Source organism: Bacillus sp. AP50 (assembly GCF_040492675.1).
GTDB lineage: Bacteria > Bacillota > Bacilli > Bacillales > Bacillaceae_G > Bacillus_A > Bacillus_A cereus.
In genome coordinates, this window is the sequence record NZ_JBEUTW010000146.1 from 1 (window position 1) to 26,410 (window position 26,410).

Sequence of the window (26,410 nt, forward strand, 5' to 3'; positions counted from 1 at the left end):
TTACGTTAAATAATATTGCTTTGAACATAATTCTGTTTGTCTGAGAACGCGTATAGAAACGGAGGGATAACAAAAATAAATAGCTTATAACAAATACTTTTAATATTCCATTTGTTCATGTGGAATAAGTCCCCAATGGACAAATGAATGTTCAGAGGAGGAAAAATGAAAAAACTTTTTAATGTATGTTTAATTGTATTCGTACTATTTTCGCAACTTGCTAGTTTTCCATACAATCAAGTAAAAGCGGAAACCTTAACAGGAGATTCCTTATTTGACACTGTTGAAATGAAAGATGCGACGAATCATATTATTGACGAAGCAAAAAATCCTAACAATTTAATAAAGATAGGATCAACCATTCAAGTAGAATACGCTTGGTCAATAAAGGATCAACAAGTTGCACACGCAAATGATACAGCAGTAGTTCAAATACCACTTGCATTAAAAGTATCTAAAGATTTGCAAGGGGATTTAGTAACAGATCAAAAAAATATTGGTCAATATTTTATAACAGCTAAAGATAATAAACTAAAATTAATATTTAATGATCAAGTAGAAAATTTGAAAGACGCTAAAGGAAAAATTAAAGTTGATACCGTGTTTAACTCAACTTTAAAACCTGGGGAAAAATCAGTTCAAATCGCTTTTCCTTTAGGAACAATGGTTCAGCCTATATCAGTTCCTGTTCAAGTAGAAAACTCTAAAGAAGATGGCACCAAACAGGATACTAATAAACAAGCGCAAGATCCAGTAGCTAAACCTGTTACTGACAATCCGGAGCAAGATCCAGCAACTAAAACTGTTACTGATAATCCGGAACAAAACCCAGCAACTAAAACTGCCACTGATAATCCGGAACAAAACCCAGCAGCTAAAACTGCCACTGATAATCCGGAACAAAACCTAGCAGCTAAAATTGCTACTGACAATCCAGAACAAAAGCTATCAAGCGACCCTGCTGAGAATACAAATTCAGGTCCAAAGCAAATAACAACAAACATTTTAACCGGTGTAAAGTTGACGGATAAAGACGGAAAACCATTTACAGAGGATAACCGTCCAAGTACAGATTCCCCTGCCAATATTGAGTTTACATGGGAATTTTTAAAGTCAATGAATGTGAAAAATGGAGATTACTATATTTTTGATCTTCCTAAACATTTTAAGATTTACAATACAATTAACAGTCCTTTATATGATAGTGAAAACCATCAAATTGGTAATTTTACTGTTACAAAAGATGGAAAAGTCACGATGACATTCAACGATTATGTTGAAGAGCATCCAGATGTTGCTGGTAACCTACAATTAAAGACAGAATTTAATAAAGCTGAAATTAAAGGTACAACAACACAAGAAATTCCTTTCCCTATTAAAGATAAGGATGTTTCTATTACAGTTGACTTTAAGCCTAATGTACAAACAGCTACGAATAAAAAAGGATTACCTGATAGACCAATTAATACAAATGAAATTAATTGGAAAGTAGAGATGAACAAAACGCAAGACACCCTTAAAAACGCTATTTTTAAAGATAACATTCCACAAGGTACAAACTTAAATAAAGATTCTATTAAAGTTTATTATTTAGAAGTTGATGTTAATGGGAATGTAACGCGTGGTGCAGAAGCTGAGCCAACAGATTACAATATTATTTCATCAGATGGCTCAAAATTGGAGATTGCTTTCAAGGATTCTATCAATAAAGCATATCAAATCGAATATGCCACAAAAATTACTGATGAAAATATTAAAAGTTTCCGAAATAACGTTACGATAACGAGTGATAATCAAAAGCAACAAAACGCAAGCTCTACTGTAACGGTTTCTCGTGGTACACACTTAAATAAAACAAGTAAATATGATCCAAAGACGCAAACAATTGAGTGGACAATTACTTACAATGGTGATCAAAGAGAGATCAAAAAAGCAGATGCGATTTTAAAAGATATTTTTGACGATACACACGAACTAGATGCAAATTCTATTGTTGTGAAAAACGCTTCATATAATGAACAAGGAACGCTTGTAACAGGAGACGCTGTTAATAATTACACTGTAAGTAACAAGAAGAATGGATTCGATTTACAGTTTAATGATGATATTAATAGTGCTTATGTGATTACCTATAAAACCAAGCCAACTAATAAAGTTATAGAAGATGGAAAAGTAAAAAATAAAGTTACAGCTGATAATGATTCAAGTAAAGAAAATGAAGCTAGCTTCAAGCAGCAAAATATTATTAAATCTAATAATAAAGCTGAAACAAATTATAAAGACAAAACAACAACTTGGACAATTATAGTAAATAATAACAACTATCCATTAAACAACGCGATCATTACGGATACCTTTAATCATGGTGGATTACAATTAAAAGATAAGAAACTAGAAATTAAAGATGGAAATTATACCCTTCAAGCTGGGACTGACTATGTTTTAGATGCAACAGATAAAGGCTTCAAAATTACTCTTATAGGTACATATCAGTCTAATATGACAAAGACATTAGTTGTAAAATATACGACAGACTTTGATTATACAAAGCTAGAAAGTGGTAAAACTTCATTTAAAAATACAGGTAACCTATCTTGGATAGATACGGATTCTAATCCACAATCAAATAAAGTTGAAGCTAATTTTGATCCTGATACTTTCACAAAAGCAAATGGTTATAAATACGGTTCTTATAACGCCCAAACGAAGGAAATTACTTGGATAATAGGCTTTAACTATAATAATGTTGAGATTAAAGATCCTTATGTTATAGACGTCATACAAGATAAACAAAAGTTAGTGCCTGGATCCATTGAAGTGCGCGATATGATTTTAAATGGAAATCCTAATAATGCACAACCTGGTAATGCTGTACCAACTGAGCAATATGAACTTGAAGAACCTACAGAGAACAATAAAAACACCCTAAAGGTTCATTTCAAACAATCAATTAATTCACCTTACTATATTATCTTTAAAACAAGCCTTGATGGTGAACTTATCCAAGGTACCTACAAAAACGAGGCAGATTTAAAAGATGGCTCTAAAATTGTAAACACCCTTACAGGTGACACTCAAGTAAATAAAGGTGGCAGCTTTGTTACTAAAAAAGCTGTGCAAGACGACAACTATATTAATTGGAGTATCGCAATTAACGAAAGCCAATCAACCATTGCAGATGCCGTTGTAACAGATGACCCAACCGAAAATCAGGTAATTGTGGAAGATTCATTCCACTTATATCCTACAACTGTTGATCCATATGGAAATTTAACAAAAGATACAGTAAACGAATTAAAAGAAGGAACAGACTATAAACTCAAAATAACAACAGACAATAATACCGGAAAGCAACATTTCGAAATTGCCTTCTTGAAAAAAATTGATCGAGCTTATATTTTAGAATATCGCTCACTTATTAATGCAGACGATAAAGAAAAAGTAAGTAATAAAGCGAAAATCACAGGCAATAAGTTGACAGTTAAAAACACAGAAACTACTGAAACGATTGAAGTGAGAATGTCTTCTGGTTCAGGCGGAGGATCTGCTACTAAAGGCCGTGGAAACCTTGAAATTATAAAGGTAGATAACGACAATAAAAACGCACTATTAGCTGGGGCAGAATTTACTTTATACGATCGTACAGGTAAAACTGTTATCCGTAAAATTACAACAGACAAAGACGGTATCGCTAAATTTAATAATTTAAAACGCGATAAATATTTATTAAAAGAAACAAAGGCTCCTGAAGGCTATGTAATTAGCTGGGATTTAAAACAAGGAAAAATTGTTGAACTTGGTACACAAGAGACTACAACATATAAACTTGCAAATAAGAAGTTTGTCGGTAAAGTAGTTTTAACAAAGTCTGATGACCTGAATAAAAACGTCACACTGCAAGGTGCCGTTTTCACACTACTTGATAAAGATAAAAAAATAATTTCAGAACACGAAAAATTAACAACAAATGATAAAGGACAAATTACTGTAGATAATTTAAAACCAGGAACTTACTATTTAAAAGAAATAAAGGCTCCTGAGCATTATCAATTAGATGATCGACTTATTGAATTTACAATCGAGGAAGATCAAACAACAGTAATCAATAAAACGGCCCAAAACAGCTTAATTAGAGGCTCAGCTATCCTAACAAAAGTTGATAAAGAGGGTAATACTTTAGAAGGTGCTGTATTTAGTGTACGGGACCAAAATAACAAAAGAATTCCTGGTTATACCAAATTAACGACAAATGGTAACGGACAAATCGAAGCGAAAAATTTACTTCCTGGAGAGTACCAGTTTGTTGAAGAGAAAGCACCTGAACATTATGAAATAGATAAAAAACCGCTTAAATTTACAATTGAAAAAAGCCAACAGAAAGCACTTACTGTTACCGCGACAAATCACCTCATTAAAGGTGGTGTCACTTTAACGAAATTCGATGATGTCGATGGCACTGCCCTTGAAGGTGCTGTATTTAAAATTGTCGATGCGAATGACGAGAAACAAGTAATTCGTGAAAATATAAAAACAGGTTCAGATGGAAAAGTTACCGTTAAAGATCTAGAGCCTGGTGTTTATAAATTTATCGAAACAGAAGCTCCTAAGGATTATACGTTAAGTACAAACCCTATCGATTTTACAATTGATAAAAGCCAACAAGCTCTTGCTACTGTTACGGCAAATAACAGCTTAAAAACGGGCGAAGTTGAATTATTAAAAGTTGATGAGTTTGGTGAGAAAAAACCACTTGAAGGTGCAGTATTCAAGCTTGTCGATACAAATAATAATGACGTTTCCCCTTACACTAACTTAACTACTGATAAACACGGTAAAGTTAAAGTTAGTAACCTACGTCCTGGTACGTATAAATTTATTGAAATAGCTGCTCCTGAACATTACGTTTTACGAGCAGAACCTATTGAATTTACAATCGATAGAAGTCAGAAAGAAACTCTACTTGTGAAAGCTGAAAATGCTTTAAAACCAGGAGATGTTGAATTAACAAAAGTTGATGATATCGATGGTACAGCTCTTGAAGGTGCTGTATTTAAAATTGTTGATGCTAATGATGAAAAGAAAGTCATTCGCGAAAATGTAAAAACTGGTGCGGATGGTAAAGCTATCGCTACTGGCTTACGCCCTGGCGATTATAAATTTATCGAAGTAACAGCACCGAAGTATTACGACAAAAATACAAAACCAATTAAATTTACGATTACAGAAAGTCAAACAACTCAGGCTACTGTTACCGCTAAAAACAGCTTAACAAAAGGCGGTATTGAGTTAACAAAAGTGAATGCTGCAGATGAAAAGGAAACACTTGAAGGTGCAGTATTTAAAATCGTTAATAGAGATACTAATGAAGATGTTCGTACGGACCTTGTTACGAATAGTAAAGGAAGGCTAGTTGTAGATGACTTACGTCCTGGTAACTATAAACTTATCGAAACAAAGGCTCCAACTTATTACGATGTAAATGTAGAACCAATTGAATTTACAATCGAAAAAGGACAACAAAAACTCCTTCCACTTACATTTAAAAATAGTTTAACGAAAGGAAAAGTTAAACTTATTAAAGAAGATGATGTGGAAAGTAGTAAAGCTCTTGCCGGCGCTGTATTCACATTGCAAGACGCAACTGGCAAAGAAATTATGAAAGATTTAACAACAGATGATCACGGAGTATTAGTTATTCCTGATTTAGCACCAGGGGATTATCAATTTATCGAAACAAAAGCCCCCGAACATTATAAATTAGACAAAACACCTATTAAGTTCACAATTAAAAAAGGTAGTAAGGAAGATCTTCCTATCCCTGTTACTGTAAAAAATAGTTTACTTACAGGTGGCGTCACTTTAACAAAAGTTGATGATGTTGATAGCACTACTCTTGAAGGTGCAGAATTTATAATCGTTGACGCTCATGATACTAAAAAGGTAATTCGAAAAGGTTTAACGACTGATAAAAACGGTAAAATTACTGCTTCTGATTTACGTCCTGGAGACTATCAATTTATTGAAGTAAAAGCTCCAAAAGACTATACCTTAAGCAAAGACCCTATTCCGTTCACTATCGAAAAAAGTCAAAAAGAGAATATTACTGTTACCGCTACTAACAGTTTAAAGAAAGGTGCAGTAACATTAACAAAAATTGATGACATCGATCGTACGATGCTCGAAGGTGCAATCTTTAAGATTGTGGATATGAATGGTAAGGAAGTTCATACGAATCTTGTTACAGATAAAAACGGAAAAATTTCTGTTTCTGATTTACGCCCTGGAGACTATCAGTTCATTGAAACAAAAGCTCCTGAGCACTATGTATTAGATGAAACAACGATTCCATTTACAATTGAAAGAAGTCAAACGAAAGAGATCAATGTTACAGGCAAAAATGCTTTGAAAAAAGGTAGCGTTGAACTAACAAAGATTGACGATATTGATATAAATACAAAACTTTCTAACGCCGTATTTAATTTATTAGATGCAGACGGTGAGCTAGTTGAAGAGGGCTTAAAAACAAATGCTGAAGGTAAAATTGTTGTTGAAAATCTACGTCCTGGTACGTATCAATTCGTTGAAACAATTGCTCCTGAACATTACGATTTAGATAAAAAACCTATCGTATTTACAATTAAAAAGAGCCAAACTGAAACTCTTCATATCACTGCTACAAATGCTTTAACAAAGGGTGCAGTTAAACTTTCTAAAGTAGACGATATTGATGGCACTGTTCTTAAAGATGCAGTATTTAAAATTGTTAATATGAACGGTGATGTAGTTCATAAAGACCTTGTTACAAATGAACAAGGAATAATCGAAATTAACGACCTACGTCCTGGTGATTACCAATTCATCGAAACGAAAGCTCCTAAGCATTACGTTTTAGATGAAACACCAATCAAATTCACTATTGAAAAAGGACAGAAGAAAGTTATTTCTTTAACTGCTACAAATAGCTTAAAACAAGGTAGTATCGAATTACTTAAAGTTGATGATTTAAACACTCAAACAAAACTTGCCGATGCGGTATTTAATTTACTAGATCAAGATGGCAAAGTACTTAAAACAGATTTAAAAACAAACAGTGAAGGTAAAATCGTTATCGAAAACTTACGTCCTGGTACGTATCAATTCGTTGAAATAACGGCTCCTGAACACTATGATTTAGACAAAAAACCAATTATATTTACAATTGAAAAAAGCCAAAAAGATATTGCTACCGTTACTATGAAAAATAGTTTAACAAAAGGCGGCGTGGAACTTTCTAAAGTGGATGACGTCGATGGCACTACTCTTGAAGGCGCAGTATTTAAAATTGTGGATATGAATGGCACTGTAATTCGCAAAGATCTTGTTACGAATCAACAAGGTAAAATTAGCGTTTCTGACCTACGTCCTGGTGATTATCAATTCATCGAGACAACGGCTCCGAAACACTATGATTTAAACAAAGAGCCAATTCCATTCACAATCACAAAGAGCCAAGCTGATCCTATCTCCGTTACAGCTACAAATAGCTTAACGAAAGGCACTGTGGAACTTTCTAAAGTAGATGATGTAGATGGTACTGCTCTTAAAGATGCGATATTTAAAATTACTGATATGAATGGTAACGACATTCGCACTGAACTTACAACAGATGTACATGGAAAAATTTCTGTTTCTGATTTACGTCCTGGGGACTATCAGTTTATTGAAACGAAAGCTCCTGAACACTATAAATTAGATAGTACACCTATTAAGTTTACAATTAAGAAAAGCCAAAAAGAAAAGCTCCAAGTTACTGCTACAAATAGCTTAACTGAGGGTGCTGTAGAATTAATAAAAGTGGATGATATAAATCCAGATACAAAACTTTCTGATGCAGTGTTTAACATCATCGATGCGAAAGGTAAAATTGTTCGCACTGATTTAACTACTGATAAAGATGGGAAGATTTCAGTTTCTGATTTACGTCCGGGAGATTATCAGTTCATTGAAACGAAAGCTCCAACTGGCTATGATTTAAACGTTAAACCAATTCCTTTCACAATTACGAAAGGACAATCTCAGGTTACCTCTGTTACAGCCTTAAATAGTTTAACAACAGGTTCAATTGAGTTAACTAAAGTTGATATTGATCACCACGGAACACTTGAAGGTGCCATTTTCAATATTTTAGACCAAGATGGAAAAGTCATCCGAAAAGGTTTAAAAACAGATCAACACGGAAAAGTAATCGTAAATGATTTGAAACCTGGTAATTATCAATTAGTAGAAACAAAGGCTCCTAAAGGCTATCAATTAGATGCATCACCAATAAACTTTACAATTGATAAAGCCCAAGCTAAGCCACTACAAATTACAGTTTCAAATAAAAAAATTGAATCTTCTTCAGGTGGAGATGACAAGCCAATTACTCCTCCAAATAAAGAAGATAACAAAGGCAATGAAACATCTGAGAAACACGAAAACGGAACTTCTGAAGAACAAAATAATGAAACACCTGAGAAACACGAAAACGGAACTTCCGAAGAAACATCGAATAAAACAGATAACAAACAGCAAGATGATCGAAATACGGATAAGCACCTTCCAAATACAGGTCATAAAGAAGACCCTACACAAACAGTAGGTATTGTTCTTCTACTAGCTGGATTATTAAGTATTTTAGCTACAAAACGCAAAAAAAATTATTAATAATTTTTTCACATCCAATCAATCTCTCAATTGATTGGATGTTTTTTTATACAAAAAGGACGATACATAAAGTATCGTCCTTTTAACGGGGTGAGGCTGCCCAAAAGTACGGAAAACCTTTGAACAGCCTCTTATTTTCATATGGATGCCTTACATATATCACTGATAATAATTATGAAATGCGGAAACATAATTACCATCAACTGATTCAAACATGAGAAATGAAACCCTACAGTGGTTCCATTCCTCTACATAATCTAAAGTTTGGGTACACTAGATTCATGCAATGTAGGAGCTTTCAGAGTAGAAAGCGAACCTTCGTTTAAAATGATAGCATACATATCTCCCTCAAAAATATGCAAATATGCATATATCGTTTTTTTATTTCTCAATGTCAGAATATTGAAAAATAAAAGGTGTGAAGGTAAAATAAAGTCATTATCCGTCTTCTTTTGTCAGTCAGAGAGAATAGAAGAATAGGAGAGGAAAAAATGAGAAAATCATTGAAACAAAAAATAGTAAGCTCTTTGCTTGCTGTATCACTTGCTGTTAGCTTAGCTCCAATTGGGCAAGCAAAAGCGGATTCCACGTCAGAGGTTACACAAACTCCATCTATTACAAAACAGATTGATCCAAACCGCGCGATTGAACATGTTCGTTTCTTATCTGAAACAATTGGTCCTCGCCCCGGTGGAACAAAATCCGAAGAATGGGCTTCTCGTTACATTGGTATGCAGCTTAAATCAATGGGCTATGAAGTAGAATATCAACCATTTCAGGTGCCCGATCAATACGTTGGATTCATTGAATCACCCCTATCAACAAAACGTAATTGGCAAGCTGGTGCTGCTCCTAATGCACTAATTTCTACAGAAGCTGTTACAGCTCCCCTTATCTTTGTTCAAGGTGGGACAAAATTAGAAGATATTCCAAATGAAGTAAACGGTAAAATTGTTTTATTTGAAAGAGGAACGACAGTTACCGACTATAATAAACAAGTTGAAAATGCTGTTAGCAAAGGTGCAAAAGGTGTTCTTTTATACAGTTTAATTGGCGGACGCGGAAATTATGGACAAACCTTCAATCCCCGCCTAATGAAAAAGCAATCTATCCCTGTCTTTGGTCTTGCTTATGCGCAAGGAAATGCATTTAAAGAAGAAATCGCTAAAAAAGGGACAACAATTCTTTCCCTAAAAGCGAGACATGAATCTAAATTAACATCTCTAAATGTTATCGCCAAAAAGAAACCAAAGAAGAGTACAGGTAATGAAAAAGCAGTCGTTGTAAGCTCGCACTATGATAGTGTTGTCGGAGCACCTGGCGCAAATGATAATGCTTCTGGAACTGGATTAGTATTAGAACTAGCTCGTGCTTTTCAAAATGTAGAAACTGATAAAGAAATTCGCTTTATTACCTTTGGTTCTGAAGAAACTGGATTACTTGGTTCGGATTATTACGTGAATAGTCTATCCCAAAAAGAACGCGACCGTATTTTAGGTGTCTTTAACGCCGACATGGTTGCAACAAATTATGATAAAGCAAAGAATTTATATGCTATGACACCTGATGGCTCTACAAACTTTGTAACAGACGCTGCCTTGCAAGCAGGTAAACAACTAAATAATAACCTCATCCTACAAGGTAAATTCGGTTCTAGTGATCATGTTCCATTTGCTGAAGCAGGTATTCCTGCTGCTCTATTCATTTGGATGGGTGTCGATAGTTGGAATCCATTAATCTATCATATTGAGAAGGTATACCATACACCTCAAGATAACGTATTAGAAAACATTTCACCTGAACGAATGAGAATGGCATTAGACGTTATCGGAACAGGAGTTTATAACTCGCTTCAAAAACCTGTTCCTCAAACTGAACAGAAAGCTGCTTAATCATTTAAAAGACCACTGATTTTATCGGTGGTCTTTTATTGAGAAAAAATATATATGCATAAAAGCATATTTTATCCTACCCATTATCGTATACAATATTAATTGTAACAAAACTGATTACAACTAATAAGGAGGCTTTTTCTATTATGAAAAAAATGATTTTAGCAGGTGCATTAACTTTAGCAGGAATTACTGGAGCTACTGCGTTTATTCCTGAAACAAAAGTCGCTGCTGCCGCTCAAGAACAAAGCTTTACAAAATTTTATTCTTTGCAAACTGGAGGTAGTTCTGAACAAGAACCTATTTTCCTTCAAAAAGGACAAGAACTAACAATTCATCCTAACAGCAAAACTCCTAGTTACAGTGTTTATGACTCAAATCATAACCTAATTGGACGTTATTCTGATGGTTACGGCCGAATTTTCACTGCAAAAACAGATGGAAATATGTATGTTCAATTTCATGCACCTTACGTTTACTATAGTCCTGTTAGTTTTTCTGTTACTTATACTATTCAATAAAAAAGAGGTCCTTTATAGGGCCCCTTTTATTTCTCTTGCCAATTCACTTTTACAAATCCATCTTTTACTGTTAATCCGCTTATATTCAATACATATTCTTCATTTGCTTTTAAAGTAACTGTAAAAGTACCTTTTTTCGATTCACAAATTTCCTTTAACTCTTTTATACCTTCTCCTTGTCTTTCATACACACTAAAACATAAGTTTCCTCGTTTTGCATCTGTCTCATAAGAAAATATCACTTGTGTATCCTTTTCATACTGAAATTCAATATCCTTACCGGCAATATCCCATGATGAGAATTTTGCCTCGTAACTTGTTTTCCCTTGCTTCTCATTTTCTAAATATATATCTCCTGCTCTCCACGCATCATCTAACGTTTGTGCAAAAGTAAAACCACTAAGTAATACAAACATTGTACTTGCCAATATCGCAACTAATGTTACTTTCTGTTTTTTAACAAAGTTCATCTTATATTCTCCTTCAACTTTCTTTTTACTTCTTCTTACCATATATAACAAAAAACCGATAAAAAATGGAAATATAACCGCTAAGACACTCCATCCTTTACTCATTTGATGTACTTTAGCATCTGTATATACCCATGATGCAACACATATTAAAAGTGCTATAACAGCTAAAAACATCGTCACTCCAGCTACTTCAAATAGTACAAACGGATTAGCGAACTCTTTCATGTAATTTATACTCCTTCTTTAAAAATGACTGTATTACAACATATATCGGAATGTATACATGCATCATAATCACAATGGCTATCAACATAGGAATTTTATAATCCAAATGTGTGACAAATTGTTCTATAACAATTGTTAACAAAACAATCCAAATGGTGTGAATACAAATCATCCATTTCCTCTCTAACTTCTGAGCCTTTCGCACGCCCTGCTTCGTGTTATTTATTAGCTCTTCGCTTGGAGTTATCTCTTCTGCTAAGCTACTCTTTACCTTCTGTTCAAATTTATCTTCTGTCATAAACGAACCCCTCCAAATGTTCTCGCATTTGCTTCTTCGCATAATTAAGGCGATATTTCACTGTACCAATCGGTATATTTAATATTTCGCTCATTTCTTTATAAGAGTATTGTTCATAATAGTAGAGTACGAGCACGGTTTTATATTTTTCATTCAATAGCTGTATAACTTCCCGTATCATTTCCGCTTCCACTTTTTGAATAAATTCTTCTGATATATTCACATCATCTGCGAAATCTATTTCTCCACCATCTTCTTTATGAAATAAATCTAAGACGCGATCTTTCCATCTTTTCTTCTTGCGGTAAAAGTCATAAAATGTACGAACGCAAATTGTAGTAATCCACTTTTTATAATTATCCACATAAAAAAGTTGGTGCCTTGATGAAAAAATCTTTATCCACGTCTCTTGAAAAATATCTTCCGCATCTTCTTTCGTTTTCGCTAACTTATAGCATAAGGAATATATTTGCTGCTTATATATATCAATTAATTCTTCTATCTTTTCTTCCATCATAAGCCTCCTGTCATTTATATAAGACGACGCAAATTCCCCTTTTGTTTGATAATTTTTTTTATTATCTCCATACAAAAAGGCAATCACAACATTGTGTGATTGCCTTTTACTGAAAGCGAAAAATCGGCTCCGCTTTTCTTTATGTCCAGCTCTGCCTCCTAGCCCCTTCTGTCTAAGAACCTTCCCCACGAGAAGATAAAATGCATCTTCTGTGGGAAAGAACCTTAGCCTTCGGGACTAAACAGTCGGCTCCGCTTTTCTTTATTGTCCAGTTCCAGCGGCTAGAATACTCGGTGGCTTCGCGCCTTCCTCCGAGGCAAAGTACACCTCTCTGTCAGGAGCTCCATCCCCCTCCTATTCTAAACGAGCCGCTTCCGCTTTTCTTCATTACATTTTTTCTGGTGCAGATACTCCTACGATTGCTAATGCATTTTGAAGTGTAGTGCGTACTGCTTTCATTAACTCGTAACGAGCTTTACTTAATTCTAAGTTATCTTGGTTTAATACTTTTTCTGCATTGTAGAAGCTGTGTAATGTTGCTGCTAATTCAAATGCATAGTTTGTAATACGGTGTGGCAGACGTTTTTGTGCTGCATCCGCAACTACAGCTGGGAATTCACCAAGTTTTTTCAGTAACTCTACTTCTTTCTCAGAAGTAACAAGTTTATAGTTCACATCTCCATCTACAGCTAATCCTAATTCTTCGCCTTGACGAAGGATACTGCATACGCGAGCATGAGCATATTGTGCATAGTATACTGGGTTTTCATTAGATTTTGATACAGCTAAGTCCATATCGAAGTCTAAATGAGAATCACCGCTACGCATTGCGAAGAAGTAACGCATTGCGTCCACGCCTACTTCTTCCATAAGCTCACGAAGTGTAACTGCTTTACCCGTACGCTTACTCATCTTCATTTTTTCACCATTTTGGTATAGTTGTACCATTTGGATGATTTCTACTTCAAGCGTGTCTTTATCGTAACCAAGTGCTTGAATAGCAGCCTTCATACGAGGAATGTAACCGTGGTGGTCAGCACCCCAAATGTTGATTAACTTATCAAAACCACGCTCTAATTTATCACGGTGATACGCGATATCTGGCGTTAAGTATGTGTAAGAACCGTCGTTTTTAATTAATACACGATTTTTGTCATCGCCGTAAGTCATTGAACGGAACCAAGTTGCGCCGTCTTCTTCAAAGATCTCTTCACGCTCTTTTAATACAGCAAGAGCTTGATCGATTTTTCCGTTTTTGTATAGTGATGTTTCTGAGAACCATACATCAAATTTAACGCGGAAGCTTTCTAAGTCTTTTTGAAGTTTTGCTAATTCATATTTTAAACCGTACTCACGGTAGAATTCATAGCTTTCTTTTTCATCAGCTTTCGCATAACGATCGCCGAATTCTTCTGCTAAACGTTTACCAATTCCAATGATATCCGCACCATGGTAACCGTCTTCTGGCATTTCTTTATCTAAGCCTAAAGCTTGCATGTAACGAGCTTCAACAGAAAGAGCTAAGTTATGAATTTGGTTACCAGCATCATTAATGTAGTACTCACGAGATACATCGTAGCCTGCTTTTGCTAATAGGTTACATAAAGTGTCACCTACTGCCGCACCACGTGCATGTCCTAAGTGAAGGTCACCTGTTGGATTAGCAGATACGAACTCAACTTGTACTTTTTCACCTTTACCAGTATTCGTTTCACCGTAAGCTTCACCAGCGTTTACGATTGTTGGAATTAAATCTGTTAAGTAGCTATTATCCATATAGAAGTTAATAAAACCAGGACCAGCGATTTCGATTTTTTCAATAGAAGCTTTTGCTTTATCGAAGTTTGCAACTAGTTCTTCTGCAATCATACGAGGTGCTTTTTTCGCAACGCGTGCAAGTTGCATTGCCATATTTGTAGAGAAGTCACCATTTGTTTTATCTTTTGGAGATTCTAATACAACGTTTGGAATCTGTTCTTCTGTCGCTAATTCTGCCTTTAATACAGCAGCCTGAATTTCTTCTTTAATCAATCCTTTTACTTGTTCTAAGGAATTCATTATTTTGCCTCCTTCAAATTAATTGTAATAGTATATCTGCCAGCTTCTTGTTCACTTAGAAGCAATGCGTAAGTTAAGAAGAGTTGTCCTTTTTTCTTTTCATCCGACCATTTAAAAAGAACGTTATCAGTCTTTGTTTGCAATGCAAACGTACCAAGTTCACTCGTATACGTACCAGTTGTCCATTCACCTTTCACATGCGTCTGACGCATAGAAACAGCACCTGAACGCATAATGAGAACTTGTTCATCTTGAATTTTAATAATTGTTTTCACTTCGCCTTGTTCGTTCGGCTCCTGGAATGTTACATATGTACCTTGACCTTTTACATAGTATTGACCATTTGCTTCAAAAGCAACGGTTTCCTTCCTCGCCCCTTCACGGATTTCTGTTACGAAATGAACGTGTACCGGCAAGCCTGCAAGTTGTTTCTCCACGTCTTGCACACCTTTCAAATGTTATAGATATTAAATACTACTTATAATAAATCACTTTTCCTATCATATCAAAAAAAGACTCTGTCTGTCTGCTGAAAAATCAGGAAAACTCCATTTCAAAAAATAATCCACTTCTACTTTATTTCATATGATAAAATATTTTTTAAATCTAAATATTCTTTCAATTAAAGAGGTGAATATAGTGATACCAACAAAGTTAAAAAAGGGTGATGAAATACGAGTGATTTCACCATCGTGTAGTTTAAGTATTGTTTCAAATGAAAATAGAAAACTTGCTATAAAAAGATTAACTGACATGGGCTTTCAAGTTACATTCTCAAAATATGCTGATGAGATAGATCGATTTGCTTCCTCCTCTATTTCTTCCCGCATTCAAGACCTCCATGAAGCATTTGGAGACCCTAATGTAAAAGCTATTTTGACTACACTTGGCGGATACAACTCAAATGGTTTATTGAAACATCTCGATTATGATTTAATTCGTGAAAACCCGAAATTTTTCTGTGGTTATTCTGATATTACTGCCTTAAATAATGCAATTTACGCAAAAACAGGGCTTGTTACATATTCAGGACCCCATTTCTCTTCGTTTGGAATGGAGAAAGGGCTCGGGTATACAACCGATTACTTTTTAAAGTGCTTAACTTCTAATGGGCCTATTGAAGTCCTGCCATCTGAAACATGGAGCGATGATTCTTGGTATATAGATCAGGAAAATCGAGCATTTATTAAAAATGAAGGATACGTTTCAATTCAAGAAGGAGAAGCTACGGGAGATATTATCGGTGGCAATATGAGCACATTTAACTTACTGCAAGGTACACCATATATGCCAAATTTAAAGGACAGAATTTTATTTATTGAAGAAGATAGTTTAACTGGAACATCTACTCTTAAAACTTTTGATCGTTATTTACATTCCCTTATGCAGCAGCAAGATTTTGAATACATACAGGGCATCGTTATAGGAAAGATGCAAAAAGGGGCAGAATGTACGATAGAAGACATTCAAGAAATGATTGCTTCAAAACCTGAACTTGCACATATTCCTATCATTGCAAACGCCAGTTTCGGGCATACAACCCCGATTTTCACTTTCCCAATTGGTGGACGTGCAAAAATTATTTCTAACAAGAAAAAAACATCTATCACTATTTTAACGCACTAAAAAAGGAGCGAATGAGTCGCTCCTTTTATGGTTTTTCTATTTTTTCCAACGCTTTTTGCGGAATGGATTCTTTCGGGATTTCAGCCCATCCTTTTCCTTGCATACCTTTTGCATAAATTTTTATAAACGCCCCTTTATGCAATTCACGGTTCATCATTCTTTTAATAACCTGTAACTTTCCATCTTCTGTATACCCTTTAAAAGTATACAAGTATTCTCCGTCTTTTTTCTCACCTTTATCTATAACCGCATAATAATCTTGTATTTCTTTATTTGAAAAGAAGTTGTCTACAAAAGCATGTACACCTTCTGTTTTTGTGTTCAAATAATACGCTGTTCCACCTAGAATAATGGCGAATACAGCTAAAACTTTAATTACCAATTTCATACATGAACCTCCTGTTTGCACTTCTTTCTCACTAGTATTATATCTATACTTGTATTATACGGAAAAGAGCATACTATACTCTATCTAAAAGTCTTACACTTTCCTTACATTATTGTAAGGGATTTTTTCTTACAGCAAGTTCCAAAGAAAAAATTTTTCCGTTTCATACACTTTTATATTATTATTGAATGATACGAATTTTTATTACAAAAATCAAAGGAGACAGTTTTCAAATGGCTATCTTGCAAGGTTTAGCACTATTACTTGTTGTACTTTGTCTATTTACACTTTTCAGTTACCGTGCGCCTTACGGAATGAAGGCGATGGGCGCTTTAGCTAATGCAGCAATTGCAAGTTTTCTTATTGAAGCATTTCACCGTTATATAGGTGGAGAAATGTTTCATAATGACTTTTTACAATCAGTAGGAGAAGCTTCCGGTAGTATGAGCGGTGTCGCAGCAGCGATTTTAGTCGCATTAGCAATCGGTGTTTCCCCCGTATACGCTGTTTTAATTGGTATCGCTACTAGTGGATTCGGTATTTTACCAGGATTTTTCGCTGGATACGTTTGTGCCTTCGTCGTGAAATTTCTCGAAAAGAAATTACCAGCTGGTGTGGAATTTTTAGCAATCCTATTTATCGCTGCACCAATCTCACGCGGAATGGCAATGCTTATGGATCCGCTCGTTAACGCAACACTCGGTAAAATCGGTTCTATGATTTCAGTTGCAACTACAGAAAGCCCTATCATTATGGGTATTATGCTTGGTGGATTAATAACAGTTATTTCTACCTCTCCACTAAGTTCTATGGCACTAACTGCAATGCTTGGATTAACAGGTTTACCTATGGCAATTGGTAGTCTTGCCGTTGCGGCCTCAGCCCCGATGAACTTTATTTTCTTTAAACGATTAAAAATTTGTTCAAAGAAAGATACAATTGCTGTAGCAATCGAACCTTTAACACAAGCCGATGTTGTCTCAGCAAATCCAATTCCAATCTATATGACAAATTTCGTTGGCGGTGCACTTGCCGGTATTATTACATCGCTATTCCAGCTTGTTAATAATGCACCAGGAACAGCATCACCAATTCCAGGTCTTCTTGTCCTATTCGGATTTAATGACGTTATAAAAGTAACGATCGCTGCCGTACTATGTGGAATCGTTACCACTATTGTCGGATACATTGGATCTATTGTGTTCCGTAAATATCCAATCCGCTCTGCTGATGAAATTCGCGGAGTTACTTCGGAAGAGAAGGTTGCATAAGAAAAAGAGCTATTCCCATCGTTTGAGAATAGCTTTTTTTTGTGTTGCGTAACGGTAAATGAAATTATATCGGCGGTTTTTTAAATATATCAGCGCAACTCGAATTATATCGGCGATTTTTTTAATATATCGGCGCAACTCGAATTATATCAGCGATTTTTTTAATATATCGACTTACCGACACATAACGACAAAATAAGAGCCCTCTAATCATATAGAGGGCTCTTATTTTATCTAGCTGCAGCGGCTAGAATCTCCAGCCATTTCACACTCTCGGTCGAGCGTTCCAATGACCTGCGATTCTGAGCGAGCTGCCTCCGCTTTTATTACTATCCAGTTACGCCTCCTAGACCCTTGCGTCTAAGAACCTTCCCTGCCAAAAGGTAAAAAGCACCTTTTGCAGGAAAGAACCTTAGTCACCGGGTCTAAACAGTCGGCTTCACTTTTATTTCACCCAACCGAGCAGCATTTCCCGCACGAATTTGCTTGCTGCGACTGGTGTTTGATCACTATGGTCGTAGACTGGAGCTACTTCTACTAAGTCTGCTCCAACTACATTTATATTTGAATTTGCAATTGCTACGATGGAATCTAATAATTCTTTAGATGTGATACCGCCAGCTTCTAACGTTCCTGTTCCTGGAGCGTGAGCTGGGTCTAATACATCAATGTCGATTGTGACATAGACTGGGCGGCCAGCAAGTTTCGGTAATACTTCTTTTAACGGTTCTAATACGTCAAATTTGTATAAGTTCATACCTACTTCTTTCGCCCATTCAAATTCTTCCTTCATTCCAGAACGAATTCCGAAAGAATATACGTTTTCCGGACCAATTAAATCACACACTTTACGAATTGGTGTAGAGTGGGATAAAGGCTCCCCTTCATACGATTCACGTAAATCAGTATGAGCATCCATGTGGATGATTGCTAAATCCGGATATTTTTTTGTCATTGCCTTAAAAATTGGCCAAGACACTAGGTGCTCACCGCCGAGACCTAGTGGAAACTTATCGGCATCTAAAAGTTTTGATACATACTCTTCAATCATGTCTAAGCTGCGTTGTGCGTTTCCGAATGGTAATGGGATATCACCCGCATCAAAATATTTTACCTCTTCTAGTTCACGATCTAAATACGGGCTATATTCTTCAAGACCGATTGATACTTCACGAATACGTGCAGGGCCAAAACGAGATCCCGGACGGTAACTTACTGTCCAATCCATAGGCATCCCATAAATAACTACCTTTGACTCTTCAAAACTTGGATGACTTTTAATAAATACTTTACCTGAATAAGCTTCATCAAAACGCATATTCTTTTCCTCCTTATGTGGAACTTAAGGTATCCCAACCTTTCACTATTTCTCAAATTTGGAGCGAATTGCTCCTCTTTCTCGATTTACCGGGTCTTCTTTTTAACAACAAGAAGACGATTTTCTCTACAGAAGTGTAAGTAGCTAGCATGTTCAAGTCTTCTGGACAAACACCTTAAATGAGCTACTTACACTTTATTTGTTTGATACAATTCTCTTACTTAATTAAATCCCCAACAAATTTCGGTAATGCGAATGCTGCATTGTGTAATTCTTTTGTGTAGTATTTCGTTTCGATTTCGTGGAAACGCTCTTCACTTACTTCTAATGGATCATGTTTTTTAGATCCAATTGTGAACGTCCAAAGACCACTTGGGTAAGTTGGAATGTTTGCTGTGTATAAACGAGTAATTGGGAAGATCTCTTTTACGTCTTTAAACACAGTTGTAATTAGTTCTGGTGTAAACCAAGGGTTGTCCGTTTGTGCAACGAAAATACCATCTTCTTTTAACGCTTTTGAAATTCCAGCGTAGAAGCCTTTTGTAAATAGGTTTACTGCTGGTCCTACTGGCTCAGTAGAATCTACCATAATTACATCGTATTCATTTTCGCTTTCTGCGATATGTAGGAAACCGTCTCCTACTTTTACTTCTACACGCTCATTATCTAATGCGCCTGCAATTGATGGTAAGTATTGTTTAGAGTACTCAATTACTTTTCCATCGATTTCAACAAGAGTTGCTTTCTTTACACTTGGGTGTTTTAACACTTCACGAATAACACCACCATCACCGCCACCAACAACTAATACGTTTTCAGGGTTTGGATGTGTAAATAAAGGTACGTGTGCTACCATTTCGTGATAAACGAACTCATCTTTTTCTGTTGTCATAACCATGCCATCTAAAATAAGCATGTTTCCGAACTCTTCCGTTTCGACCATATCAAGTTTTTGGAATTCTGTTTGCTCCGTATGTAATGTGCGGTTAATACGCGCCGTAATCCCAAAATGTTTTGTTTGTTTTTCAGTGAACCATAGTTCCATCGTACAATCACGCCTTTCAATGCAAATTTATAATAGGGACATCATTAATGTCCCCTAACAAAAATAAAACAAAACATCCAAAATGTATAGTTAAAAGTACAAAAATACCGAAAATATATTTTAGTCAGAGGGTTCTAACATATGTGCGGAAAGGGTTTGCACCGCAAAAGGAAAGAAAACCCTTTCTTAAGAAAGGGCTTTTGTCTCTATTTCTACTGGTTTACGAATTGGAATTAGGATCATAATACAACCAACTAACACAACAATTCCACCTACTAAAAACGGACTTTGTGGTGAAACAGTATGACCGATAATTCCTGATAAAATTGGAGCAATCGCACCACCTAACCAACGAACAAAGTTATAAACACCTGACGTAACAGATCTTTCATAAGGTGAAATATCCATTACATAACTTGTATATAATGCATTGTTTAAGCCAGATGCCAATCCTGATAAAACGATAAGAGTAATTTGTAACCACATAATTTTCACAAAGAATAGTGCAATTAAGAAAATCGCAAATACGAGTAAACTACCCTTTAATAATGTTTTTGGTTCATATTTCCCTTCTAGCTTATGTGCTAAAATTGCAGAACCGTAAGCTAACGCGAGCCCCCATCCGCAAAATACAAAGCCTAATTGAATAGCTGATAAATGCATAATAAGTGGTGAATATGCTAACACAACGAAAAATCCGTAGTAGTATAACATTCCTGAAATCGCACCTTGCATAAACGGTTTATACTTCACCAGGTTAAGTAATTCTCCTACCCCAGCAGCCTTACGCTCCACTTTTCGCTCCGGTTCTTTTACAAAAAAGAATACTAAAATAAATGCTAAGAAAATTAAAATACTTGTCGCGAAAAACGGATAACGCCAAGAATGACCACCTAATATCCCGCCTAATAATGGTCCGCCAGCCATGCCTAAACCGATAGCTGCTTCGTATAATCCTACTGCTTCATGAACTTCTTTACTTAATGCTATTAATAGCGTCATTGCTGTAGCAAAAAACATCGCATTTCCTAATCCCCATCCAGCGCGGAAAAGAGATAATTGAGCAATCGTTTGCGATATACCGCATATAAACGCAAATACAGTCACAATCGCAAGACCGATTGTCATCATCCGTTTATCACCAAATCTCGATGCAAATATACCAGCTGGTAACATCATGATTGCCATCGTTAAAATATAAGCGGTAAATAACATTTCAACTTGCCAATGCGTTGCACCGATTTTCTCAGCAATAATTGGCAAAATTGGGTCAACTACCCCTATACCCGAAAAGGCAAGGAAGGTAGCCACCACTGTAATCAATCTCCCTAGTTTTTGTTTGCTCTCCATTTTGATTACTCTCCTTTTGTGTTCTCTAAAAATGTTACTGCACGATGTAAACTATCTTCTAGTTCTGCCTTTACACGTTGCATTTGCTCCATTTTTTCGTCTAGCGTTTCCACTTGTTTTTCAAGCATATCTTTAATTTCTTGAATCACTTCACGATCACGAGGGTTTTCGCTATTTCTTCTTTGCTCCATTCTTTCTTTTAACGATAAAAAATGCTGCATCTCTTGAAGCGTAATTCCTAACACTTCTTTCGCTTCCACAATTTTTTTAATTCTGGCGATATCCCCGTCTGTATACAGGCGAATGTTCCCCTCACTACGTTCAGGGGGATGAATTAAACCAATTTCCTCATAATAACGAAGTGTACGTTTTGTCAAACCAACTTGCTTTGTTACTTCATCAATTTTATACATGTTTATTCCTCCCTTCACTTGATTATTACATTTTACGTTAACGTTAACTTTTGTGCAACTGTTAGACTTTTGTAAATGTTTGTCATATTCAATTGTATTTTCCCTAAAGCAGTTTCATAATGAAAGAAAAGAGATAATAAGGAGAATTTCACATGAGTAAACCACTTATTTTCGCTCACCGCGGAGTAAAAGGAACACATCCCGAAAATACGATGATTGCCTTCCAAGAAGCAGAACGCATTGGCGCTCACGGAATTGAACTCGATGTCCACTTATCAAAAGATGGTGAACTTGTCGTAATTCACGATGAAACCGTCGATCGTACAACAAATGGCGTTGGACTTGTTTCGGAAAAAACGGTAGAGGAACTACAATCATTGGACGCTGGTAGCTATAAAGACCCTTCTTTCCATGAAGCAAAAATCCCAACGTTGCGTGAGGTTTTCATTTGGCTTTCCACAACGAACTTACAACTAAATATTGAATTAAAGACAGATGTTATTCATTACCCAAATATTGAGGAAAAAGCTGTTGCACTTGTGCGTGAATATCATCTTTCTAATCAAATTGTATTTTCATCATTTAACCATGACTCTGTTTCATTATTAGCAGAAATTGCTCCTGAAATCCCAAGAGCAATTTTATATGATACACCACTTTCTGATCCAATTGCCGAAGCAAAACATAGAGAAGCAAATGGATTACATCCAAACTTCCAGTTATTAACGAAAGAATTTGTGCAGTTAGCACAAGAGCAAGGGTATGTTTTCCGTCCATATACAATTAATGAATACAAAGATTTACAAACTATGATTGATTATGGTGTAGATGTCATCATTACTGATTGGCCAGCACGTGCCTTTGAGCTCCTTTCTTAATGGAAGGGGCTTTTTTATTTTCGAAATTTCATTGTTTAAAATAAATGAAAACCCTCAATACTAATACAATAACGCTTGTATTAATGAGGGGCTGAAAAAAGATGGATCAAACTATGAATCCAAAACTTAAAAAATATAAACGTCTTTTCTTCACCGCAATGTTTTCTTGCGTCCTTTTCTTCGTTTTTTCTTTTTTTGTTATTATTATAGTTGCAAAAATTATGGGACCTCCTCCTGTTGCGGTCCCGCAAACAAGCGTCTTTTACGCAAATGATGACACTGTTATAGGACAAAGTAATGAAATGCAAAAACGTTACAATGTATCTCTTAATGAAATTTCACCTTATGTAAAAGAGGCGACACTATCTATTGAAGATCAACGATTCTACAAACATCATGGCTTTGATATGAAACGTATTGCTGGTGCCATTGTTGCCGATTTAAAAGCGATGGCAAAAGTCCAAGGTGCTAGTACGATTACACAACAGTATGCTCGTAACCTTTACTTAGATCATGATAAAACGTGGAAACGTAAACTATTAGAAGCAATGTACACAATTCGCCTTGAGGTGAATTATAATAAAAATCATATTTTAGAAGGATATTTAAATACAATTTATTACGGACATGGCGCTTATGGCATCGAAGCTGCATCCCGTCTATATTTCGATAAAACGGCAAAAGAGTTAACATTAGCAGAAGCTAGTATGCTCGCAGGTATCCCGAAAGGGCCAAGTGTCTATTCTCCCTTTTTGAAAGAGGATCGTGCGAAAGGACGACAAGCTCTCATATTAGATGAAATGGTAGAACAAGGATATATTACGAAGCAACAAGCAGCCTTAGCGAAGAAAGAGCCACTAACTTTTGCCTCATTAGATACGAAAAAAGTAGCAGAGGTCGCACCATATTTCCAAGATGCTGTACAAGCTTCGCTCCTTCGTGATGTTGGATTAGACGAACAAGCTTTACAACGGGGTGGCTTGCGAATTTATACAACGCTAGACCCTAAACTACAAGCCGTAGCAGAACAAGCTGTAAAAGATCACATACCTGACACAACAAACATACAAACTGCTCTCGTCTCTATGAATCCAAAGACAGGTGAAGTGGCTGCTCTTGTTGGTGGAACTGATTATACTACGAGTCAATTTAACAGGGCTACACAAGCCATTCGTCAGCCTGGTTCTACATTTAAGCCATTTCTATATTATGCGGCATTAGAACGAGGATTCACGCCTGCTACGCGCTTAAAAAGCGAATATACTGTATTCACCTTAGGTGACGGCGTTTCAAAGTATAAACCGAAGAACTATAAAGATTATTATGCAGATGATTTCGTAACGATGGCACAAGCTCTCGCAGTCTCTGATAACATATATGCTGTGAAAACGAATTTGTTTTTAGGCGATGACGCGCTTGCAAAAACAGCGAAACAATTTGGAATTAAAAGTGCATTAAAAGATGTGCCTTCTCTAGCTCTTGGTACATCACCAGTAAAACCAATTGAAATGGTTAACGCTTATAGCATGTTCGCAAATGGTGGAAAAGAAGTAAAACCTACTTTCATTCGCCGCATTATGGATCATGAAGGAAATATATTATACGATGCTCATTTAGAGAGTAAACAAGTTCTCGACAAGAGCAAAGCGTTTGTAATGGAAGAAATGATGACTGGTATGTTTAATAAGAAACTAAGCAGCTATGCTGCTGTAACTGGTCAATCGATGTTATCCAAACTATCAAGAACATATGCCGGCAAATCTGGTTCTACTGAAACGGATAGTTGGATGATCGGATTTACTCCGCAAATCGTAACTGGTGTGTGGGTCGGATATGATCAACCTAAATCTATTTCAAACGTAGCAGAACAAGGATATGCGAAGAAAATATGGACTGATACGATGGAGAAAGGGTTAGAGGGACAACCAAAAAAAGAATTTAAACAACCAAGTGACGTCGTAGCGGTTAATATCAATCCAGAGAACGGTAAAATTGCTACAAAAAATTGTCCTATTTCTGTGAAAATGTATTTCGCTAAAGGTACCGAACCGACTGAATATTGTATGGATCACGTCGATGATAAAGAAGAATTTGAAAAAACGACTGAAGAAAAGAAAAAAACAAGTTGGTGGAAAAAATATCTTCCTTGGTAAAAAAAATAGCTGACGGGCATCCGTCAGCTATTTTTTATTCACTTAATAATGCACGGCGCAATTCTTCACTAGATTCGTTCCAAATAGATTCATTATGTTCTTTCAAGAACGTACCAAGTACCTTTTTAGATGATTCATCCATATGGTCAACCATAATGTGACGCTTCAATGATTTATCCATTTTATTTACGTGCTCTGGAAGTGATTTATATCCGCGGCGAATTTCACGGTCTACTGTCATTTCACAAGCTGTTACACCTGCATAATACGCACCTGTCGCAGTTCTTTCAATCGTTACCCAAACAAGCCAAAATGGTTTTCCGTTTGGAACTTCATCTTTATTTGTTAAAAACTTAATACCTTTTTCTACTGTACTACGCGCGTGCATCGCACCAATATCAACGAATGCAGTTTTCTCTAGTACATCAACAAATACAGGTGAAATGTTTTCTAAGCTTAATGCCCCAACACCAAATCCACCATGTCCATCTGTTGAATCATTTTTCACAATATTAAAACCGATTTTTTTCTTTTTCTCTGTCATATGTAAAATCCTCCTCACTTAAAAATTATAAAAGGCCAAAAATAGGCGCAATGATGCTATCTAAAAATACAAATACATGCGGAATAACTACCTGGAAAATAGGTTGAATTGTGTAATTACTAAGCGGTGTAATAACGAGAATTAATAACGCAATTGCCCCGTATTTTTCATACTGTGTCATTTTCGCGCGAATATTTGCTGGCGCTAAATCTTCCACAACTCGATACCCATCAAGTGGCGGGATCGGTAATAAGTTAAATACAAGTAAAACGATATTCAGCATAATAAAAATCTGGAAAAATTGAGCTAACGTATCTGCTACTGCAGATGGAATTGAGTATAATACACCAAATTTTACTAAGCTATACCAAATAATTAAACCAATTGCGCTTAAAATTAAGTTACTAATCGGCCCTGCAATTGAAACTAATATACCTGCAAGACGCGGTCTTTTAAAGTTATATGGGTTAACAGGAACCGGTCTTGCCCAACCGAATCCAAGAATTAATACTGCAATCAAACCTATAGGATCTAAGTGTGCCATCGGTGATAACGTTAAACGGCCTTGTCTCTTTGCTGTATCGTCTCCAAATTTATATGCTACATATGCATGTGCAAATTCATGAACTGATAATGCGATAATAATGGCCATTGCTACCAAAGGAATTTGGTGCAACGGGTATCTAAATAACTGATCCATGCTTCATCTCCTCTTCCATATGTCAAAAAAAGAAATTATTTGTTTTTTCGATTGT

General features: G+C 35.8%; 19 protein-coding genes. 7 read left to right on the forward strand and 12 right to left on the reverse strand.

All coding sequences use genetic code 11. The features are described 5' to 3' along the window. The first annotated feature begins 165 nt into the window (after window positions 1-165). The 3 genes from ABWK52_RS12740 to ABWK52_RS12750 all read left to right on the forward strand — a co-directional run bounded on the left by ABWK52_RS12740 (window position 166) and on the right by ABWK52_RS12750 (window position 11,098). Window positions 166-8,685 (forward strand): SpaA isopeptide-forming pilin-related protein, encoded by an 8,520-nt coding sequence (locus ABWK52_RS12740; RefSeq protein ID WP_353771948.1) that lies wholly within the window; start codon window positions 166-168, stop codon window positions 8,683-8,685. A 491-nt stretch (window positions 8,686-9,176) separates the two neighbouring features. Further along, window positions 9,177-10,577, forward strand: coding sequence for a M28 family metallopeptidase (locus ABWK52_RS12745; protein WP_001232226.1), 1,401 nt, complete (start codon window positions 9,177-9,179; stop codon window positions 10,575-10,577). 146 nt (window positions 10,578-10,723) lie between these two features. Then, window positions 10,724-11,098 (forward strand): hypothetical protein, encoded by a 375-nt coding sequence (locus tag ABWK52_RS12750; protein WP_000738221.1) that lies wholly within the window; start codon window positions 10,724-10,726, stop codon window positions 11,096-11,098. Window positions 11,099-11,124: 26 nt separating this feature from the next. Here ABWK52_RS12750 and ABWK52_RS12755 read toward each other — a convergent pair whose 3' ends face one another. The 5 genes from ABWK52_RS12755 to ABWK52_RS12775 form a co-directional block, all read right to left on the reverse strand. After that, window positions 11,125-11,796 carry an anti-sigma factor gene (locus ABWK52_RS12755; protein WP_098507830.1) on the reverse strand — a complete coding sequence of 224 codons (672 nt, stop codon included), beginning with the start codon at window positions 11,794-11,796 and terminating at the stop codon, window positions 11,125-11,127. Continuing rightward, entirely contained in the window at window positions 11,780-12,094 is a 315-nt protein-coding gene (locus ABWK52_RS12760) for a hypothetical protein (RefSeq protein WP_000133822.1), read from the reverse strand. Before ABWK52_RS12760 ends, ABWK52_RS12755 begins: the two co-directional genes overlap by 17 nt. Beyond that, on the reverse strand, window positions 12,081-12,608 hold the full coding sequence (locus ABWK52_RS12765) for an RNA polymerase sigma factor (RefSeq protein ID WP_141537381.1): 528 nt from the start codon (window positions 12,606-12,608) through the stop codon (window positions 12,081-12,083). The genes ABWK52_RS12760 and ABWK52_RS12765 overlap by 14 nt, the downstream gene beginning before the upstream one ends. Before the next feature lie 390 nt (window positions 12,609-12,998). Then, the gene (argS, locus tag ABWK52_RS12770; protein WP_001086446.1) at window positions 12,999-14,669 is read right to left on the reverse strand and encodes an arginine--tRNA ligase; all 1,671 of its coding nucleotides are present in this window, start codon (window positions 14,667-14,669) and stop codon (window positions 12,999-13,001) included. Then, a complete protein-coding gene (locus ABWK52_RS12775) occupies window positions 14,669-15,106 on the reverse strand; it encodes a DUF1934 domain-containing protein (protein WP_000414867.1) in 438 nt (145 codons plus the stop codon). Before ABWK52_RS12775 ends, argS begins: the two co-directional genes overlap by 1 nt. 202 nt (window positions 15,107-15,308) lie before the next feature. Here ABWK52_RS12775 and ABWK52_RS12780 point away from each other — a divergent pair, with 202 nt between their 5' ends. Next, window positions 15,309-16,295, forward strand: coding sequence for a S66 family peptidase (locus ABWK52_RS12780; protein ID WP_098541784.1), 987 nt, complete (start codon window positions 15,309-15,311; stop codon window positions 16,293-16,295). A 25-nt stretch (window positions 16,296-16,320) separates the two neighbouring features. Here ABWK52_RS12780 and ABWK52_RS12785 read toward each other — a convergent pair whose 3' ends face one another. Continuing rightward, window positions 16,321-16,683 carry a YxeA family protein gene (locus ABWK52_RS12785; RefSeq protein WP_048568669.1) on the reverse strand — a complete coding sequence of 121 codons (363 nt, stop codon included), beginning with the start codon at window positions 16,681-16,683 and terminating at the stop codon, window positions 16,321-16,323. A 233-nt stretch (window positions 16,684-16,916) separates the two neighbouring features. Here ABWK52_RS12785 and ABWK52_RS12790 point away from each other — a divergent pair, with 233 nt between their 5' ends. Beyond that, entirely contained in the window at window positions 16,917-17,954 is a 1,038-nt protein-coding gene (locus tag ABWK52_RS12790) for a PTS sugar transporter subunit IIC (protein ID WP_000996328.1), read from the forward strand. A 445-nt stretch (window positions 17,955-18,399) separates the two neighbouring features. Here ABWK52_RS12790 and speB read toward each other — a convergent pair whose 3' ends face one another. The 4 genes from speB to ABWK52_RS12810 form a co-directional block, all read right to left on the reverse strand. After that, a complete protein-coding gene (gene speB / locus ABWK52_RS12795; protein ID WP_098541782.1) occupies window positions 18,400-19,272 on the reverse strand; it encodes an agmatinase in 873 nt (290 codons plus the stop codon). 217 nt (window positions 19,273-19,489) lie between these two features. Then, window positions 19,490-20,317, reverse strand: coding sequence for a polyamine aminopropyltransferase (gene speE, locus ABWK52_RS12800; protein WP_000424696.1), 828 nt, complete (start codon window positions 20,315-20,317; stop codon window positions 19,490-19,492). Between the two features lie 186 nt (window positions 20,318-20,503). Next, entirely contained in the window at window positions 20,504-21,667 is a 1,164-nt protein-coding gene (locus ABWK52_RS12805; RefSeq protein ID WP_098541779.1) for an MFS transporter, read from the reverse strand. Between the two features lie 5 nt (window positions 21,668-21,672). Continuing rightward, complete coding sequence (locus tag ABWK52_RS12810; protein ID WP_000276578.1) at window positions 21,673-22,080, reverse strand: MerR family transcriptional regulator; 408 nt, start codon at window positions 22,078-22,080, stop codon at window positions 21,673-21,675. A 152-nt stretch (window positions 22,081-22,232) separates the two neighbouring features. Between ABWK52_RS12810 and ABWK52_RS12815 the strand changes: the two genes are divergently transcribed. Both ABWK52_RS12815 and ABWK52_RS12820 read left to right on the forward strand, forming a co-directional pair. Beyond that, a complete protein-coding gene (locus ABWK52_RS12815) occupies window positions 22,233-22,958 on the forward strand; it encodes a glycerophosphodiester phosphodiesterase (RefSeq protein ID WP_000042788.1) in 726 nt (241 codons plus the stop codon). Window positions 22,959-23,059: 101 nt separating this feature from the next. Then, on the forward strand, window positions 23,060-25,111 hold the full coding sequence (locus ABWK52_RS12820) for a transglycosylase domain-containing protein (protein ID WP_000372967.1): 2,052 nt from the start codon (window positions 23,060-23,062) through the stop codon (window positions 25,109-25,111). A gap of 34 nt (window positions 25,112-25,145) precedes the next feature. Here the strand turns inward: ABWK52_RS12820 and ABWK52_RS12825 are convergent, their stop codons facing one another. Further along, window positions 25,146-25,655: a YwhD family protein gene (locus tag ABWK52_RS12825; RefSeq protein WP_000136679.1), complete on the reverse strand. Its 510-nt coding sequence runs from the start codon at window positions 25,653-25,655 to the stop codon at window positions 25,146-25,148. A gap of 25 nt (window positions 25,656-25,680) precedes the next feature. Beyond that, window positions 25,681-26,355, reverse strand: a complete 675-nt coding sequence (locus ABWK52_RS12830) for a site-2 protease family protein (RefSeq protein WP_000372455.1) — start codon at window positions 26,353-26,355, stop codon at window positions 25,681-25,683. Window positions 26,356-26,410: the final 55 nt, after the last annotated feature.

Bases quoted from the DNA above. Each gene is read 5' to 3' on its own strand.
- ABWK52_RS12740 (WP_353771948.1), top strand. From the start codon at position 166: ATGAAAAAACTTTTTAATGTATGTTTAATTGTATTCGTACTATTTTCG.
- ABWK52_RS12745 (WP_001232226.1), top strand. From the start codon at position 9,177: ATGAGAAAATCATTGAAACAAAAAATAGTAAGCTCTTTGCTTGCTGTA.
- ABWK52_RS12750 (WP_000738221.1), top strand. From the start codon at position 10,724: ATGAAAAAAATGATTTTAGCAGGTGCATTAACTTTAGCAGGAATTACT.
- ABWK52_RS12755 (WP_098507830.1), bottom strand. From the start codon at position 11,796: ATGAAAGAGTTCGCTAATCCGTTTGTACTATTTGAAGTAGCTGGAGTG.
- ABWK52_RS12760 (WP_000133822.1), bottom strand. From the start codon at position 12,094: ATGACAGAAGATAAATTTGAACAGAAGGTAAAGAGTAGCTTAGCAGAA.
- ABWK52_RS12765 (WP_141537381.1), bottom strand. From the start codon at position 12,608: ATGGAAGAAAAGATAGAAGAATTAATTGATATATATAAGCAGCAAATA.
- argS (WP_001086446.1), bottom strand. From the start codon at position 14,669: ATGAATTCCTTAGAACAAGTAAAAGGATTGATTAAAGAAGAAATTCAG.
- ABWK52_RS12785 (WP_048568669.1), bottom strand. From the start codon at position 16,683: ATGAAATTGGTAATTAAAGTTTTAGCTGTATTCGCCATTATTCTAGGT.
- ABWK52_RS12790 (WP_000996328.1), top strand. From the start codon at position 16,917: ATGGCTATCTTGCAAGGTTTAGCACTATTACTTGTTGTACTTTGTCTA.
- speB (WP_098541782.1), bottom strand. From the start codon at position 19,272: ATGCGTTTTGATGAAGCTTATTCAGGTAAAGTATTTATTAAAAGTCAT.
- speE (WP_000424696.1), bottom strand. From the start codon at position 20,317: ATGGAACTATGGTTCACTGAAAAACAAACAAAACATTTTGGGATTACG.
- ABWK52_RS12805 (WP_098541779.1), bottom strand. From the start codon at position 21,667: ATGGAGAGCAAACAAAAACTAGGGAGATTGATTACAGTGGTGGCTACC.
- ABWK52_RS12810 (WP_000276578.1), bottom strand. From the start codon at position 22,080: ATGTATAAAATTGATGAAGTAACAAAGCAAGTTGGTTTGACAAAACGT.
- ABWK52_RS12815 (WP_000042788.1), top strand. From the start codon at position 22,233: ATGAGTAAACCACTTATTTTCGCTCACCGCGGAGTAAAAGGAACACAT.
- ABWK52_RS12820 (WP_000372967.1), top strand. From the start codon at position 23,060: ATGGATCAAACTATGAATCCAAAACTTAAAAAATATAAACGTCTTTTC.
- ABWK52_RS12825 (WP_000136679.1), bottom strand. From the start codon at position 25,655: ATGACAGAGAAAAAGAAAAAAATCGGTTTTAATATTGTGAAAAATGAT.
- ABWK52_RS12830 (WP_000372455.1), bottom strand. From the start codon at position 26,355: ATGGATCAGTTATTTAGATACCCGTTGCACCAAATTCCTTTGGTAGCA.